This window comes from Aquibacillus rhizosphaerae (assembly GCF_030282825.1).
In the GTDB taxonomy this organism is placed as follows: Bacteria; Bacillota; Bacilli; order Bacillales; family Amphibacillaceae; genus Aquibacillus_C; species Aquibacillus_C rhizosphaerae.
Genome location: NZ_JASTZU010000040.1, coordinates 1 through 17,314, shown reverse-complemented (window position 1 = coordinate 17,314; position 17,314 = coordinate 1). Strand labels below are relative to the sequence as shown.

Here is a 17,314-nt window from a genome sequence, read left to right as displayed (position 1 = left end):
TTTATGTATTCGGTACATAAAATGTATTTATGTCATACTTAGATCAGATTTTGAAGAAAGTATCAATCAGGCGTATAAGACTTACTTATCACCACGACGCCATTTTTCAAATACAGCTAACACATCTTTTTTTATTGGGATTTTTGTCTTTGACTGTATTTGTTTATGGTTATTAATATCTTCTTCAATCTCTTTTTGTATATTATTCATTTCAAGATAAAGCTCTCTTGCTGATTTTCTAAGAGCACCTTGGGCAAAAATCGTACGTTGCTCTGTATAATCAGATGTGGCTACATAAACTTGATTTTTTACATTTTTTAATTCTTTAACTAATCTCTCAATACATTCATCTGCGGTTTCATTTTCTTTCGTGTAAATGACTTCAACCCTATAATTAGTTTGCTTCGTTTCAAGACCTTGTACAAAATATGCATCAAATACTACAATAACACGATGACCTCGATAGGCTTGATACTCCGCCATCTTTTCTACTAATATTTTTCTTGCTTGCGCGAGATCATGGTCTTTTAGTTTCTTCAACTCTTCCCAATCGCCAATAATATTATATCCATCAACCACTAATACAATCATTATTTAATCACCAATCGGATACCTTTTACGGTAAACTTCATACATTAACAAACTAGATGCTACAGAAGCATTTAGGGAAGAAACCTTTCCTTTCATCGCTAAACGAACCGTCCAATCACACTTTTCTTTAACTAAGCGACTCATACCCTTACCTTCATTTCCTATAACTAAAGCAAGCGATGTGGTGCCATCGAGCTGTCTATAGTCTTCCGTTCCTTCCGCTTCTGTTCCAACCACCCAAACATGGCGTTCTTTAAGTTCATCGATTGTTTGAGCAATGTTCGTCACTCTTGCTACAGGTATGTATTCAATTGCGCCTGCTGAAGTCTTTGCAACAGTTGCTGTTAAACCAACAGAGCGTCGTTTTGGTATTATCACCCCATGAACACCTGTTGCGTCCGCTGTTCTTAAGATTGAGCCAAGATTATGTGGATCCTCTATCTCATCTAATATTAAAAAAAACGGTGCCTCTTCCCTCCGTTCAGCTAGCTCGAATAAATCCTCTACTGAGCTATATTGATAAGCTGCAACCGCAGCAGCCACTCCTTGATGATTGTCGTCTACTAATTGGTCTAACTTTTTTTTCGGTACCCGTTGGATTGTGATTCCATTTTGTTTTGCTAGACTATGAATTTTGTTATAAGACTGATTTTGTAACTGATCAGATACAAGCAGTTTATTAATTGATCGACCTGCACTTAATGCTTCAATTACTGGGTTTTTTCCAACAATCCATTCTTCACTCATTATTTCTCAACTCCTCTCTCAACAAATTCTATGGCTAATTGAATTAACTCATCTAACCTTTCCTGACGCTCATCTAAATATAGAAAACCTAATAGCGCTTCAAATGCGGTACTATATCGATACGTTTGTACATCCGTATTTTTCGGGACAGACCCAGCCTTAGCATTTCTGCCCCGACGTACTACACTAGCTTCTTCTTCGCTTAACATCTCCACATCAAGCCAGTGTAAAATAACTTTCGATTGAGACTTTGCAGCCACAAACTTCACTGCGGATTGATGCAAGTTATTTAAATTGAGATGTCCCTTGTTGACTAAATGATGTCGAATATATATTTCATAAATAGCATCACCGATATACGCAAGAGCTAAACTCTTCATTTGCTTTACATCATTCGTTGACATCTTTACCCTCTTTTCCAACGAGTACCTTGAGGAGTATCTTCTAAAATTATATTTTTTTCCTTTAAGTCATCTCTTATTTTGTCCGCTAAAGCAAAGTCTCTATCTTTTCTAGCTTTAATACGTTGTTGAATTAAAGCATCGATATCTTCATTTAACAGTTCTTGATTATCAGTTCTAATCTCAATACCCAAAACAAGCAATAACGAATCAAACAATTCAATAAAATGATTAATCACTTGTTTTGAGGTGTGGTCAGATTGTAAATATACATTTGCCTCTCTAGCAATATCAAAAAGTACAGCGATTGCATTGGCAGTATTGAAATCATCATCCATCTCAGCAATAAATCGCTGGTTAAATTTTTCTAAACTTTTTACCCAATCTTGATTGTCTTCTGTTAAATTGGTGCTCGATTCTTTACGGTGTTCAAGATTTTGATATGCATTTCTAATGCGATCAAGACTATTTTTTGCACTTTCAAGTAAAGACTCACTAAAGTTAATTGGGTTACGATAATGTACACTTAGCATGAAAAAGCGCACTACTTGAGGATCATGTTGTTTCACCAAATCATGAGCTAATACAAAGTTCCCCAGTGACTTCGACATCTTTTCATTATCGATATTGATATATCCATTATGCATCCAATAATTTGCAAAGTTTTTTCCTGTTCCCGCTTCCGATTGTGCAATCTCATTTTCATGGTGTGGGAACGTTAAATCTTGACCACCTGCATGAATATCAATAGTATCTCCTAAATATTTCTTAGCCATTGCAGAGCATTCAATATGCCAACCAGGACGACCTTTACCCCAAGGAGAATCCCAAGCAATTTCTTCTGACTTCGCTTGTTTCCATAATGCAAAATCTAACGGATCCTCTTTCTTTTCACCGATTTGAATACGAGCACCCGATCTAAGTTCATCTATAGGTTGATGGGATAACTTTCCATACCCCTCAAAAGAACGGGTTTTAAAATAAACGTCACCTTCCGCTTCGTATGCGTGCCCCTTATCAATTAACGTATCAATAAAAGAGATAATATCATCCATTGTTTCGGTTACTCTAGGGTGATGTACTGCCTTTTTCACACCAAGCGCACCAACATCCTCCATATAAGCATTAATAAAACGCTCTGCTACTGCTGGCACGTCTTCTTCTAAATCCTTTGCAGCTTTTATAATTTTGTCATCTACATCTGTAAAGTTTAAAACATAGTTAACATCGTAGTTTTTAAATTCTAAATACCTACGTACTGTATCAAATACAATAGCTGGTCTTGCATTACCGATATGAATATAATTATAGACAGTTGGACCACAAACATACATCCTAACTTTTCCTTCTTCAATCGGTTTAAACGCTTCTTTTCGTCTCGTTAATGTATTATAAATCTTAACGGTCACTGGAATTCACTCCTTTTATATCATTTAGGTCTTTTTTTAACCCTTTTATTTCACTTTGCATCTCTTTTAACAATTCAGAAACCGGATCAGGTAATTTATGGTGATCAAGATCTTTTCTGACCTTTTCTCCATTTTGAATGACAACTCGACCAGGTATCCCTACAACAGTTGAGTGGTCAGGTACATCATTCAAGACAACAGACCCAGCTCCTACTTTTGAACTTTCTCCAATAGTGATGGAACCTAATACTTTTGCTCCAGTAGCAATAAGAGCGTTATCTTTTATGGTAGGGTGCCTTTTTCCTTTTTCTTTTCCTGTTCCGCCCAATGTAACGCCTTGAAATATGGTGACATTATTTCCAATTTCACATGTTTCACCAATTACAACTCCCATACCATGATCAATAAAAAAACGACTTCCTATTTGGGCGCCTGGATGGATTTCAATACCTGTTAAAAAACGACTGATTTGCGAAATGATACGAGCCATGAAAAAAAACTTCTTATTGTAGAATCCATGGGCAAGTCTATGTGCCCAAATAGCATGAAGACCAGAATAAGTAAGTAACACTTCCACATAAGTGCGAGCTGCAGGATCTTGGTCAAAGACAACGTCAATATCTTGCTTCAGCACTTTAAAAATCCCCATATTATACTCCCCCTTTGCAAATTCCACCTAATTTTAATGAAGCATCCAACAAACATATAAGAAAAGCTCAGGGCGCCTTGCTTACCCTAGGGCAATTAAGACCATCTATCGTGCTCTTTACAACATAGATGTTTGACTTAAGACCTCTGGCGGGGTAAGTGCAAGAGCTGGACGTCGCTGTTTCTGCCTGATTTCCACATCTAGAGATCTAGAGAAATCTATAATTTCCTTGACAATAAAAAAACGCCTCTATGTTATATAAACACAGAGACGCTTTACGCGCGGTTCCACTCTGTTTAGGAAAAATGATTCCCCAACTCAGGTCTCTTATTAACGGTAGAGAAAACCGCTCTTGCTTACTGTTTTCAACAAAAGACTCTAAGGTGCATTTCAGAAGTAAGAACTTAAAATCACTTTCAGCCCGAGGTGATTCTCTCTAAGTAAGCTCTATACTTTTTACTTCTCCTTATTAACGTTCATCTATAGATATGGTTAATAGTACTTTAACGTTTTTAGCGATTATTTACAATAAAATGATATCTTATCGTTAATTTCATCATTACTTTTTGTAGTAATACTATATTACATTTTAACTAAAATGTGAAATTATTAATTCAATCTAAAATTACGTTTAGTTAATCTTATCAAGAACAACAGTTAATCTCGCTTGCACGACGTCAATACCTAGTAAATGAATTGCATCTGGTAATTCTGGTCCATGGACTTGTCCAGTTGTTGCAACACGGATTGGCATGAAAAGCTTTTTCCCTTTATGTTTTGTTTCTTTTTGAGTAGCTTTTATTTGTGCTTTGATTGTTTCAGGAGAAAACTCCTCTAGTTCAGCTAACTTGGTAGAAAACACGTGTAATACTTCTGGAACCTGTTCTTCATTAAGTACTTCCATTGCTTGGTCAGAGTATTCAATTTCTTCTTTAAAGAACAGCTCTGTTAACTCGACAATCTCAGCTCCGTAACTCAGTTGTTCTTTATATAAACGAATTAAATCTAAAGCCCATGCATGTGTTACTTCATCCATGTTCTCGGGTAATTTATTTGCTTTAACCAAGTGCGGAAGAGTAAGTTCTACTACCTGTTCAAACTCGGCAGCTTTTATATATTGGTTATTCATCCACTTTAACTTAGCGGGATCAAATATTGCAGGAGAAGTAGATAGACGTTCTGAATCAAACATTTCAATAAACTGTTCCTTCGTGAATATCTCCTCTTCTCCAACAGGGGACCAACCGAGTAAAGCTATGAAGTTAAATAATGCTTCAGGTAAGTAACCTAAGTTTTTATATTGTTCGATAAACTGAAGGATATGTTCATCACGCTTACTCAATTTTTTACGATTCTCATTTAAAATTAATGTCATATGACCATATTTAGGAGGCTCCCACCCAAATGCATCAAATATCATCATTTGTTTTGGAGTATTAGAAATATGCTCTTCGCCTCTTAACACATGGGAAATTTTCATTAATTGATCATCAATAGCAACTGCAAAGTTATATGTTGGAATTCCATTTTTCTTCACCATAACCCAATCGCCAAAATCACTAGATTCAAACGTGATATTGTCTCTTACAATATCATTAAATCTGTAGGTTTTATTTTCAGGAACACGGAAACGAATACTTGGTTTTCTGCCTTCCGATACTAACTGTTCAACCTGTTCAGTCGTTAGGTCACGATGAGCACCTGAATATTTTGGAACTTGTCCATTTGCACGTTGCTCTTCTCGTTCCTTATCTAATTCTTCTTCTGTCATATAGCACTTATAAGCTAACCCTTTTTCTAATAATTCATCTACATACTTTTGATATAATTCAAGTCTTTCTGTCTGACGGTATGGACCAAAGTCTCCACCAATATCCGCACCTTCATCCCACTCAATTCCTAACCATTTAAGGTAACTTAATTGGCTTTCTTCACCACCAACGACATTTCTTTTTTCATCTGTATCTTCAGTTCGAATAATAAATTTTCCACCTAAGTGTTTTGCATATAAGTAATTAAATAATGCAGTTCTAGCGTTTCCTATATGTAAATGTCCTGTAGGACTTGGTGCATACCGTACACGCACTTCATTTGTCATAGTCAATCTACCCCTTCCATCGTTCCATCTAATTCTAACTATATACTACCATTATTTCTTTTTCATTGGGTAGTCTTGTGCAACAAGACTACGGCCTGAGCAGCTATTCCTTCTTCTCTACCGGTAAAACCTAATTGTTCCGTTGTTGTTGCTTTTACATTAATCTGCTCTATCTCTACTTGCAATATACGTGCTATGTTCTCTTTAATACGTTCAATATACGGGGCCATTTTAGGTTGCTGGGCAATCACTGTACAATCTATATTACCTAATAGATAGCCTTTTTTCTTCACAATCTCCCAAACGTGTTGAAGTAACTTTTGTGAATCGGCATCCTTAAATGTCGGATCTGTATCAGGAAAGTGCTTTCCAATGTCTCCCTCGCCTATAGCACCTAAGCATGCATCTGCGATTGTGTGTAACAAGACATCTGCATCCGAATGACCGAGTAAGCCTTTTTCATACGGAATTTCAATCCCACCAATGATACAAGGTCTACCTTCTTTTAGTTGATGAACATCAAAACCTTGACCAATACGAAACATATTTGAATCTCCTTTGTTTCATTATTATTTATTCATCTAAATCCACGTTAAAGTCTAGCCATTTTCATTAAAAAAAGATTGTGCACGTTTTAAATCTTCTGGATTTGTTAATTTTATATTATTATAACTTCCTCTTACTATTTGAACTGGGTATCCCAAACGTTCAACTAGAGATGCATCATCAGTTCCTAAGAAGTTGTTTTCTTCCGCTTGTTTATGAGCCTGGTAGATACGATCAAAAAGAAATGCCTGTGGCGTCTGTGCAGCCCATAATAAAGATCGATCCAGTGTAGTTAGTTGATTGTCAGTTCGTTGCTTAATCGTATCCGTTACTGGTACAGCAAGTATTGCGGCTTTTTCAGCACTTGCTACTTTGGCAAGTTTATGTAAACTTTCCTGTGTCACAAAAGGTCTAGCTCCATCATGGATAAATACGATACTTGTTTTATCTTCTATGGAACAAAGCCCTTTATATACACTTTCTTGTCTTTCAGAACCACCTTGAATAAGTCTGATTTCTTTTCCAAATGAATAACAATTTACTAACTGTTTCATCCTTTGCTGCTCATTTGGATTAACAACCAATATAATCGACTTACACCATTCATCTTTAGCGAATACTTCTAAAGTATGTATAATTACTGGTTTATCAGCAAGTGTTATAAATTGCTTGTTTTCACCAGCATTCATTCGCTTACCTTGGCCTGCCGCTAATACTATAGCAAAATAATCAATCATATCTAATCCACCCTATGAATAATATATAGTGAGGCGTGCTTGTACACTTTTGAAAATCAAATGTTAACAGTATAAAAACATGAATCTCTTTACTAGATTTATCCTTGCAAATGCTAGTTATCAAATATAATTTCCTAGACAATAACAAAAGCGATAACATGTTGTTATCACTTTTGTTCACACTATATGTTATACCCTTTTCACAATGCTTTTTCAAGTAATTTTGGTTTTGCAAATATCATTCGCCCTGCGGAAGTTTGCAAAACACTTGTAATTAATACCTCAATTGTTTTACCAATATAATCCTTACCCTCTTCTACAACAATCATCGTACCATCATCAAGATAAGCTACACCTTGATTTTGTTCTTTACCATCTTTAATCACTTGAACAGTTAATTCCTCACCAGGTAAGACTACCGGCTTTACTGCATTAGCCAGATCGTTAATATTTAGCACTTGCACATTTTGAAATTCACATACTTTGTTTAAGTTAAAGTCATTTGTAACCACAATGCCATTAATTACTTTAGCTAATTTTACTAGCTTGCTATCTACTTCTTGTATTTCTTCAAAATCTCCTTCGTATATCTCAACGTTTACCGGAAGGTCTTTTTGCATACGATTCAATACATCAAGACCTCTACGTCCCCTATTGCGTTTCAATACATCTGATGAATCCGCTATATGTTGTAGTTCTTCTAAAACAAACTGCGGAATTAATACAGTACCTTCTAAAAAACTAGTCTGACATATATCAGCTATTCTACCATCTATAACCACACTAGTATCTAATATTTTGACCTTAGGCATTACTTGTGTTTCATCATCATCTTCAGATGACTTTTTCTTTTCTTTTTTTGCTAACGTCAGTAAATTCAGAAATTCATCACGACGTTTGAAACCAACTTGAAAACCAATATAACCTAAAAGTACAGTTGAAAATATCGGCACTACTTGTGAGATTACACTTATTCCAATATCTTGTATTGCAGTGTTAAGAAAATAGGCAATCACTAAACCAATTATAATTCCTAAACTACCAAATAATAAGTCTGCTACAGGTGCTTTTACTAACGTCTCTTCAATCCACGCAAAGAAGTTCACAATGTAATCTACTAGCCAAAAGGTTAATAAAAATAAGATAATTGCACCAAAAACTAAACCAACTGAATGCGCAACATAACGAGTATCTAACCAACTACCACTAGTAAAACTTAATAATTTTATTAAATCTGGTATATATAAATATCCAGCGGTACCTCCTGCAATAATAATGAATAACTGCACGATTCTTTTTAGCACCACGGTCACCTCCTAACAACTAGTATTTCCATTTTTATAAAAAATAACCCTATTATTATAAATTCTATTAATTCAAACTAACACAATTGGGAATTGCAGTCAAATTAATAAATTTAAAAATTTTATCATATTTTTAAACCAAAGTCAATTATTGTAACACTTTATATATGTCTGTCGATAAATAACTGCTCTTGAATTCTGTTTAGGCCTTCTTTTATTTTTTCAGCTCGAACTTCACCTACACCATTTACCTTTACCAGATCTACTGAAGATGCCTTCGAAACATCCTCTAATGTCCCAAAAGTTTGGATAATATAATCAATAATCAGAGTCGGAAGCCTTGGTATTTTATGAAGAATCCTATGTCCTCTAGATAGAATTGTTTTATCCATCTTAACGTTCATTGGATATCCTAGTAGTTTGATAATTTTCGTATCATCCATAAGATCAGTTCGAGAAGCTTCTTGAATACTGCTTAAGATCTCTTTTGGATCTTCACCTTCATCTAAGCAGTAATCTTTAATTAATAGCATAGCTTCTTCCTCAATATTAGATACGAGTTCAGTCAATTGAAGCTGTATTAATCTACCTTCTGTTCCTAATTCATTTATATAATTCAAGATTTCTGTTTTAATTCTTAGAACCATTTCAATTCGGTGAATTACTTGAACAACTTCGGTTAAAGTAACCAAATCTTCAAATTCTAATGCCCCTAAGTTAGTTATACCTTGGTCTAAAACTATTTTATATTTTTCTAGCGTTTGCATCGCTTGATTTGCTTTTGTTAATATAACCCCTATCTCTTTTAGCGCATAACGGATATCACCTTTATATAGTGTAATAACGTTTCTTCTTTCCGAAATAGCAACAACCAGATTTCCTGTTTGTTTAGCCACTCGTTCTGCTGTACGATGTCGCATCCCAGTCTCTTTTGAAGGGATAGCAGGTTCTGGCATTAGTTGTACATTTGAAAATAAAATAGTAGAGCCGTCATCATTTAAAATAATTGCTCCATCCATTTTAGCTAACTCATATAAACTAGCAGGGGAAAATGATGAGTGGATTGCAAAACCTCCATCCACAATACTCTTCATTTCATTACTGTAACCTACAACAATTAGTCCTCCTGTATTTGCTCTTAGAACATTTTCTATACCTGCACGAATTGGCGTGCCTGGTGCAACGAATTTCAGCATCTCACCAATGACAGTATATTCTCTTTCCTGCCATTCCATTTATCTTCCTCCTAAAGTAGCCTTTAAAGCATCATGTACCGTGTTGACACCTATTACTTCGATTTCTGATGGTGGAGTCCACCCTTCTAAATTTTTATTAGGTATAATGGCTCGCTTAAATCCTAATTTTGCAGCTTCCTGTACCCGTTGATCAATACGAGAAACTCTTCTTATTTCTCCAGTTAAACCCACCTCACCTATAAGCACATCATCAGGCTTCGATGGTTCATCCCTAAAACTTGAAGCAATACTAACGGCAACAGCAAGGTCAATAGCTGGCTCATCTAACTTTACACCACCAGCAACCTTTACATAAGCATCTTGGTTTTGGAGCATTAAGCCTACCCTTTTTTCAAGCACTGCCATTAATAATGGAACTCGGTTATGGTCAATTCCAGTAGCCATTCTTCTAGGGTTACCAAAGCTTGTCGGTGAGATCAAGGACTGTATTTCTACCAAAACAGGACGGCTACCTTCCATCGATGCAACCACAGTAGATCCAGCAGCTCCTTGAGATCTTTCTTCTAAGAATATCTCTGATGGATTTAATACTTCTCTTAAACCTTCTTCTTTCATTTCGAATATACCCATTTCATTGGTACTTCCAAATCTATTTTTAACACCACGTAGAATTCGAAACGTATGGTGTCTCTCACCCTCAAAATATAATACGGCATCCACCATATGTTCAAGTAACCTCGGACCAGCTATTGATCCTTCTTTGGTAACATGACCTACGATAAATATAGGGATGTTTTTGCCTTTAGCTATCCGCATAAGTTCACTTGTACACTCACGAACTTGAGAAACACTTCCGGGAGCACTAGTGACCTCCTCACGAAAGATGGTTTGTATAGAATCAATAACCACAAAAGACGGTTCTAATTTCTCAATTTGATTGGAGATGTCCAAAAGGTTTGTTTCTGCTAATACATAGAGGTTCTTAGAAGTTACACCTAACCGATCAGCTCGTAGCTTTGTTTGACGTATTGATTCTTCTCCTGAAATATATAGAACACTCAAATTCTTGCTAGCTAACTGGTCAGATACCTGTAATAATAATGTCGACTTTCCAATTCCAGGGTCTCCTCCAATAAGTACTAATGAACCTGGTACTATTCCCCCTCCAAGTACACGGTTAAATTCAGCCATTTTTGTTGTCACACGTGGTTCCTCTTCGGTCTCAATGGCAGTGATGCTTTCAGGCTTTGTTTTTAATGTTTGTCCTGTTCCTATTATATGACCAGAATTACGCTGTGATGCCACTAGTTCTTCTACCAATGTATTCCATTGATTACAAGCAGGACATTTTCCCATCCACTTTGGAGATTCATATCCGCATTCCTGACAAACAAAAGTTGTTTTTCTTTTTGCCAATACAATCGCTCCTTACTCTATCTATCATGTTATACGAGTTAAGTAACAGACAAGTTACATTGTTCTATCAATTTCTTTAACTTTTTTAGTTAATTGTGGAAAAACTATGTAATCCATCTCGTATATTTCATTTTCTTCCTTTAATTATGAAAAAAATCGAAAGGCACGGCCTTTCGATTTTTTTACCTTTACTACTTTATAAGGACAAAATATTACTGTACTTTTACAGTAAACTTATCCTCAGTATCAATATCAACTTTTATTTTTTGACCCTTTTTAATCTTTTCTTTTAACAATTCTTCTGATAGAAGATCCTCAACATTCTTTTGAATTGATCTTCGTAAAGGCCTTGCACCATATTCTGGATCGAACCCTTCATCAGCAATTTTTTGTATCGCTTTATCTGATAAGACAAAGTTAATTTCTTGTTGTGAAAGGCGTTCCTGTAAATGCTCTACCATGAGCTTTACAATATCTTTCATATGTTTTTTCTCTAATGAGTGGAATACAATTGTATCATCAATTCTATTTAGAAATTCAGGTCTGAAGGCTTTTTTCAACTCATCCATCACTTTCGACCTCATATCCTTATAACTCTCTTCTTCATCTCCTAAACTAAACCCAACAAACTTATTGCGTTTCAGTTCACTTGCACCAACATTTGAAGTCATAATAAGTACAGTATTTCTAAAATCCACTACTCGGCCCTTAGAGTCTGTCAAACGACCATCTTCTAATACTTGAAGAAGTATATTAAATACTTCTGGATGGGCTTTTTCAACCTCATCAAGTAACACAACAGAGTATGGCTTTCTTCTTACCTTCTCTGTTAATTGACCGCCTTCTTCATAACCGACATATCCCGGAGGAGAACCTACTAAACGTGATGTGGAATGCTTCTCCATGTACTCTGACATATCGATTCTAATCATGGAATCTTCATCACCAAACATGGACTCAGCGAGTGCACGTGCTAGTTCTGTTTTACCTACACCTGTAGGTCCTAGGAAAATAAATGAACCAATCGGTCGTTTAGGGTCCTTCAAGCCCGCTCTAGCACGACGAATCGCTTTTGAAATTGATTTTACGGCCTCATCTTGACCAATCACTCGGTCATGTAAAATACCTTCCATATTCAATAGACGTTCACTTTCATCCTTCGTTAATGAAGATACAGGAATCCCAGTCCAAGTAGAAACAACACTTGCTATATCCTCTACTAGAACTTCTGAACTTTCCTGTCCCTGCTTCTCTTTCCATTCATCTTTTGTTTCTTCTAATTCTTCTCTTAAACGCTGTTCGCTATCTCTCAATGAAGCTGCCTTTTCGAATTCTTGGCTTTGTACTGCAGCATCCTTTTCCTTTTTCACTTCTTCTAAATTTTGCTCTAACTCTTTTAAATTTGGTGGTACTGTGTAAGAGCGCAAACGAACTTTTGATCCTGCTTCATCAATTAAGTCAATTGCTTTATCAGGCAAAAAGCGATCTGTAATATACCGATCCGATAACTTTGCTGCAGCGTCAATTGCTTCATCCGTTATTGTCACACGATGGTGTGCCTCATATCGATCACGCAAACCTTTTAAAATTTGAATGGATTGCTCAAGCGTTGGCTCATCAACTTGAATTGGTTGGAACCTGCGTTCTAACGCTGCATCCTTCTCAATATACTTACGATACTCATCTAAAGTAGTTGCACCAATACATTGTAATTCGCCTCGTGCTAGTGATGGCTTTAGTATATTGGAAGCATCTATTGCACCCTCTGCTCCACCAGCACCTATTAATGTATGCAACTCATCAATAAACAATATAATATTTCCAGCTTGACGGATTTCTTCCATTACTTTTTTTAGACGGTCTTCGAATTCACCGCGATACTTAGTTCCTGCGACGACTGTTCCCATATCTAATGTCATTACCCGTTTATCACGAAGCGTCTCAGGAATTTCATTGTTTATAATTTGCAGAGCTAAACCTTCAGCCACCGCTGTCTTACCAACACCTGGTTCTCCAATTAAGACTGGGTTATTTTTAGTTCGGCGACTTAACACTTGAATGACACGTTCGATTTCTTTCTCACGTCCAATAACAGGATCGATATTCCCTTCTTTAGCAATAGCCGTTAAGTCTCTTGCTAAAGAATCTAATGTTGGCGTGTTAGCTGTAGCCGCTTGACCTCCACGACCGTGTTGCCCAGCGGAAGATTCGTTACTACCAAGCAATTGAAGCACCTGTTGACGTGCTTTATTTAAGCTTACTCCTAAATTATTAAGTACACGGGCAGCTACACCTTCTCCTTCACGAATTAACCCTAGTAAAATATGTTCTGTGCCTACGTAGGAATGACCCAATTTCCGAGCTTCATCCATAGATAACTCAATTACCTTTTTTGCTCGTGGTGTATAGTGGATTGTCTGTGACACTTTTTGCCCTTTTCCAATTAATTGTTCTACCTCTTGTTGAATCTTCTCAGTTTCTAAACCTAAAGAGCTTAGCGCTTTTGCTGCTATGCCCTCTCCTTCACTTACTAAACCTAATAAAATATGTTCTGTTCCAATATTATTATGACCAAGTCTTACTGCCTCTTCTTGGGAAAGTGCTAATACTTTTTGTGCCCTCTCAGTAAACCGTCCAAACATCATTAGGCGTTCCTCCTACCATTAATTTTCTAGATTTAATCTTTCTCTTACAAGGGATGCTCTTAGAACATCTCTGTCTTGTGGTGATAATGCTTTCTTTGCATATTGTTGCAAGAAACCAGGTTGGGTTAATATCATTAGCTCATTTAAAATTGTTTTCGAAACATGCTTAATATATCCCATATCAATCCCCAACCTAACATCTGAGAGACATTTTGCAGTTTCTTTAGATTCTATAATACGACTGTGTTCTAGTATTCCGTACGATCTAAAAATTCTATCTTCCAGTTGGAGCGCTGTTTCTTCACTTAGTAATTGCCTTGCTTTTCTTTCTTGTTCAACCAACTTCTGAACTACACTTTCTAAATCTTGGATAATATCTTTTTCAGATCTACCTAGTGTAACTTGATTAGATATTTGAAAGATATTACCTAGTGCTTCACTACCTTCCCCATAAATACCTCTTACCACTAAACCAAGCTGGTTAATCGCTGGTATCATTCTACTAATTTTCTGAGTTAAGGCTAAGGCTGGTAAATGCATCATTACAGAGGCACGCAAACCTGTTCCAACGTTCGTCGGACAACTAGTTAAGTAACCCTTATCTTCATCAAATGCAAAATTTATTTTTTCTTCTAGCCAATCATCAATTTCAAAAGCCTGGTCTAACGCTTGATCTAATTGAAAGCCTGGAAAATACAATTGTACTCGGATGTGATCTTCTTCATTAACCATAATAGAAACTTGCTCACTATTAGAAATCAGTACCCCACCTTGTTTTGATTTTTCAGCCAAGTGGGGACTTATTAGATGCTTTTCAACAAGCACTCGTTTTTCAATAGGTTTTATATCATCCATTTTTAGGAATTCCAAATCTTGATAAGATTTAAATGATTGATGATTAAATTCTTTTTCTATAAATGTTAAAATATTTTCTAAGTTATCTGGCTCAGCAATAATTGGAAACGCAACCTGTTCAAAGTTCCTAGCTAAACGAATCCGACTACTCATAACAATATCACTATCCGGGCCTTCTTCTTTCATCCAAGGACTTATTGCTTCATTCATAAATTGTTGTAAAGACATTAACCTTCACCCTTTCCTGTTTGGTTAATGCTTCTCTCCAATGATTTAATCTGATCACGTATTTGGGCAGCTTGTTCAAACTCTTCTGCTTTTATAAGTTGTTGCAATTTATCTTTTAGTATATGAAGTTCTTTTCTTTGATGAATATCTGTTCCGATTCGCTTTGGGATTTTTCCATCATGCCTTGTATTTCCACTGTGCACTCTTCTAAATATCGGATTTAACCGTTCCGAAAAAGTATGATAACATTCTGCACAACCAAACTTACCTAAATGGGTAAACTCTTGATAGGTCAAACCACATTTTTCACACTTCAGACCTTGATCTGTTACAAAACTATTTTTCTTTTGTTCATTCAAAGATACAGAATCAAAGTTGAATAAACCTGAAAGTAAGTCATGTAAAGAATATGCTTCTTCTTCATACGATACATACCCTTTTTCCTTTGCACAGTGCTCGCAAACATGTATTTCCGTCTTATCTCCGTTAATTACTTTTGTAAAGTGTAATGTAGCAGGCCGCTCATGACATTCCTGGCACTCCATACTCTCCCTCCTCAGACAAATCAGTACTTTAAAGTAGTTAACATAGCAGTCATGATTCTACTTCTTATTTCATCACGTACAGGTAAATGGAAGGCAAGTGTATTCCTACTAATGGCACTTACCATTAATTTAGCTTCTCGTTTTGTTATAAGCTCTTCTTCAAGCATTCTTTCCAATATATCTATAGCAGCTTGTTGTGAGACAGTTGGCTGGATCATTTCTATAACCTCATCGATTAACTTGGCTTTATCTTCATTTGTAATTCTAATGATTCTAATATAGCCACCACCACCACGCTTGCTCTCAACAACGTATCCTCGTTCTATTGTAAATCTAGTATTTATTACATAATTAATTTGAGAAGGAACACATTCAAAACGATCTGCTATTTCACTTCGTTTTATTTCAATAGCATTTTTATTATTACTCTGAATTATATTTTTTAGGTATGCTTCAATAACATCAGAAATATTACTCACTTTGCCTTCCTCCTCTCTTACTGACTTTGACTATCTTTGACTATATTCTCATTATACTACTCTCATTTATGGTTGCAAATAAAATGTCATCTATATTCTTGCCTTTTTTAAAAAAATCAAACCTACATTTATTGAATGCAATAAATTATTACCAAAGCCGTTTTATTGTACTTCATTTACATGCTTTACATGCTCTATCTTTGATATATAATCATATAATTTCACTTCATCAATATGAAAGCCGTTATCTAATTCGATAAGTACATTGCGGTCCAGTCCAGCATCTTTTTCAACTTCTAACTTACGTATCTTTGTATCAAATTTGTCTAGCACCTCGAGCAATACCCCTATGTTTAATTGCGGTCCTACTAAGATTTGAAATGACAATTTCCCTCTACCCTTACGAAATCTTTTTTCAAAATTATTAAGAAACACTAGGCTTAATAAGATAACAAGTGTTGTTAGAATTGCTTCGCTATACATCCCGACACCAATAACTAAACCTAGACCAGCTACTGCCCAAATAGATGCTGCTGTTGTTAATCCGCGAATCGTCATTCCATTAACCATTATTGTACCGGCTCCCAAAAAGCCAATCCCGCTTATAACATAGGAAGGTATCCGTGCCGGATCAAACCTAACATTATCATAATTATTTATAAACTCTTCAAATCCATACAACGACAACAACATCATTAAACATGAACCAACACCTACTAATATATGGGTTCTAAATCCAGCAGAATGATTTTTCAACTCTCTTTCAAAACCTATCATCCCGGATAAAATAAGCGCAATAAATATTCTTGTAGCTGCGGTTGTAAATTGTTCATCTAGTAAATATGTATTAATAAAATCCAATAAATCTCTCTCCTCTTTTTTAACTTATAATTATTACCATACTTAAATAGATATTAAAATATGCTAATAATTATAAGTGATTTTTATATTTTAAAAGGTAAAATGTAATTCTAACCTCCCTTTTAAATAAATCTTTACAGTTTTTTAGTTAGTAAATTTATTTATTTTATAATAATCTAAACGTTGTATTGTATCTAAGGTGTAGGGATATAAATTTGTGGGTTCAATGGTAGTTATTTTCCGCGGCTTTATATATAGAAGAAAACCTCTAAGGGTTAACTTAGAGGTTTCTAATTGCTTGGCGGCGTCCTACTCTCGCAGGGGCAAAGCCCCAACTACCATGGGCGCTGGAGAGCTTAACTACTGTGTTCGGCATGGGAACAGGTGTGACCTCTCCGCTATTGCCACCAAACCATATAAAATTAAAGGAATATACCTTCAAAACTAGATAAGAAGTAAACAAGACAAACAAACAGTTAATATTCTAGCTACAGCTTCTAAACAGTCGCTTTCGCTTTATAAATTTAGTTAAGTCCTCGATCTATTAGTATTCGTCAGCTACACGTGTCACCACGCTTCCACCTCGAACCTATCAACCTCATCGTCT

Annotated in this window: 16 protein-coding genes, 2 rRNA genes and 1 other annotated feature; all 18 genes read right to left on the bottom strand. The window is 35.8% G+C overall.

The genetic code is table 11. From position 1 onward, the window contains the following. Positions 1 to 81: 81 nt before the first annotated feature. On the bottom strand, positions 82 to 591 hold the full coding sequence (locus QQS35_RS13030; protein ID WP_285932604.1) for an NYN domain-containing protein: 510 nt from the start codon (positions 589 to 591) through the stop codon (positions 82 to 84). A 3-nt stretch (positions 592 to 594) separates the two neighbouring features. Next, positions 595 to 1,338 (bottom strand): 23S rRNA (guanosine(2251)-2'-O)-methyltransferase RlmB, encoded by a 744-nt coding sequence (gene rlmB, locus QQS35_RS13025; RefSeq protein WP_285932603.1) that lies wholly within the window; start codon positions 1,336 to 1,338, stop codon positions 595 to 597. Continuing rightward, positions 1,338 to 1,742 carry a Mini-ribonuclease 3 gene (locus QQS35_RS13020; RefSeq protein WP_285932601.1) on the bottom strand — a complete coding sequence of 135 codons (405 nt, stop codon included), beginning with the start codon at positions 1,740 to 1,742 and terminating at the stop codon, positions 1,338 to 1,340. The genes rlmB and QQS35_RS13020 overlap by 1 nt, the downstream gene beginning before the upstream one ends. Before the next feature lie 2 nt (positions 1,743 to 1,744). Further along, positions 1,745 to 3,148, bottom strand: coding sequence for a cysteine--tRNA ligase (cysS, locus tag QQS35_RS13015; RefSeq protein WP_285932600.1), 1,404 nt, complete (start codon positions 3,146 to 3,148; stop codon positions 1,745 to 1,747). Further along, positions 3,138 to 3,797 (bottom strand): serine O-acetyltransferase, encoded by a 660-nt coding sequence (gene cysE, locus QQS35_RS13010; RefSeq protein WP_285932599.1) that lies wholly within the window; start codon positions 3,795 to 3,797, stop codon positions 3,138 to 3,140. The genes cysS and cysE overlap by 11 nt, the downstream gene beginning before the upstream one ends. Positions 3,798 to 4,060: 263 nt before the next feature. Next, positions 4,061 to 4,279 (bottom strand) — a binding site (T-box leader). Positions 4,280 to 4,428: 149 nt separating this feature from the next. Further along, positions 4,429 to 5,895: a glutamate--tRNA ligase gene (gltX, locus tag QQS35_RS13005; RefSeq protein ID WP_285932598.1), complete on the bottom strand. Its 1,467-nt coding sequence runs from the start codon at positions 5,893 to 5,895 to the stop codon at positions 4,429 to 4,431. A 62-nt stretch (positions 5,896 to 5,957) separates the two neighbouring features. Next, positions 5,958 to 6,440, bottom strand: coding sequence for a 2-C-methyl-D-erythritol 2,4-cyclodiphosphate synthase (ispF, locus tag QQS35_RS13000; RefSeq protein WP_285932597.1), 483 nt, complete (start codon positions 6,438 to 6,440; stop codon positions 5,958 to 5,960). 54 nt (positions 6,441 to 6,494) lie between these two features. Further along, positions 6,495 to 7,175 carry a 2-C-methyl-D-erythritol 4-phosphate cytidylyltransferase gene (gene ispD, locus QQS35_RS12995; protein ID WP_285932714.1) on the bottom strand — a complete coding sequence of 227 codons (681 nt, stop codon included), beginning with the start codon at positions 7,173 to 7,175 and terminating at the stop codon, positions 6,495 to 6,497. 203 nt (positions 7,176 to 7,378) lie between these two features. Then, on the bottom strand, positions 7,379 to 8,482 hold the full coding sequence (locus QQS35_RS12990; RefSeq protein ID WP_285932596.1) for a PIN/TRAM domain-containing protein: 1,104 nt from the start codon (positions 8,480 to 8,482) through the stop codon (positions 7,379 to 7,381). Between the two features lie 161 nt (positions 8,483 to 8,643). After that, a complete protein-coding gene (disA, locus tag QQS35_RS12985) occupies positions 8,644 to 9,717 on the bottom strand; it encodes a DNA integrity scanning diadenylate cyclase DisA (protein WP_285932595.1) in 1,074 nt (357 codons plus the stop codon). Then, complete coding sequence (gene radA / locus QQS35_RS12980; protein WP_285932594.1) at positions 9,718 to 11,094, bottom strand: DNA repair protein RadA; 1,377 nt, start codon at positions 11,092 to 11,094, stop codon at positions 9,718 to 9,720. A 212-nt stretch (positions 11,095 to 11,306) separates the two neighbouring features. Beyond that, entirely contained in the window at positions 11,307 to 13,739 is a 2,433-nt protein-coding gene (clpC, locus tag QQS35_RS12975; protein ID WP_285932593.1) for an ATP-dependent protease ATP-binding subunit ClpC, read from the bottom strand. 18 nt (positions 13,740 to 13,757) lie between these two features. Beyond that, entirely contained in the window at positions 13,758 to 14,822 is a 1,065-nt protein-coding gene (locus tag QQS35_RS12970; RefSeq protein WP_285932592.1) for a protein arginine kinase, read from the bottom strand. After that, complete coding sequence (locus QQS35_RS12965) at positions 14,822 to 15,367, bottom strand: UvrB/UvrC motif-containing protein (RefSeq protein ID WP_285932591.1); 546 nt, start codon at positions 15,365 to 15,367, stop codon at positions 14,822 to 14,824. The genes QQS35_RS12970 and QQS35_RS12965 overlap by 1 nt, the downstream gene beginning before the upstream one ends. A 20-nt stretch (positions 15,368 to 15,387) precedes the next feature. After that, on the bottom strand, positions 15,388 to 15,846 hold the full coding sequence (locus QQS35_RS12960) for a CtsR family transcriptional regulator (protein ID WP_285932590.1): 459 nt from the start codon (positions 15,844 to 15,846) through the stop codon (positions 15,388 to 15,390). A 162-nt stretch (positions 15,847 to 16,008) separates the two neighbouring features. Further along, positions 16,009 to 16,623 (bottom strand): MgtC/SapB family protein, encoded by a 615-nt coding sequence (locus tag QQS35_RS12955; RefSeq protein ID WP_407933966.1) that lies wholly within the window; start codon positions 16,621 to 16,623, stop codon positions 16,009 to 16,011. Positions 16,624 to 17,003: 380 nt separating this feature from the next. After that, a 5S ribosomal RNA gene (gene rrf, locus QQS35_RS12950) occupies positions 17,004 to 17,119 on the bottom strand. A 112-nt stretch (positions 17,120 to 17,231) separates the two neighbouring features. Then, positions 17,232 to 17,314: ribosomal RNA gene (locus QQS35_RS12945) — 23S ribosomal RNA — on the bottom strand; the annotation flags it as partial.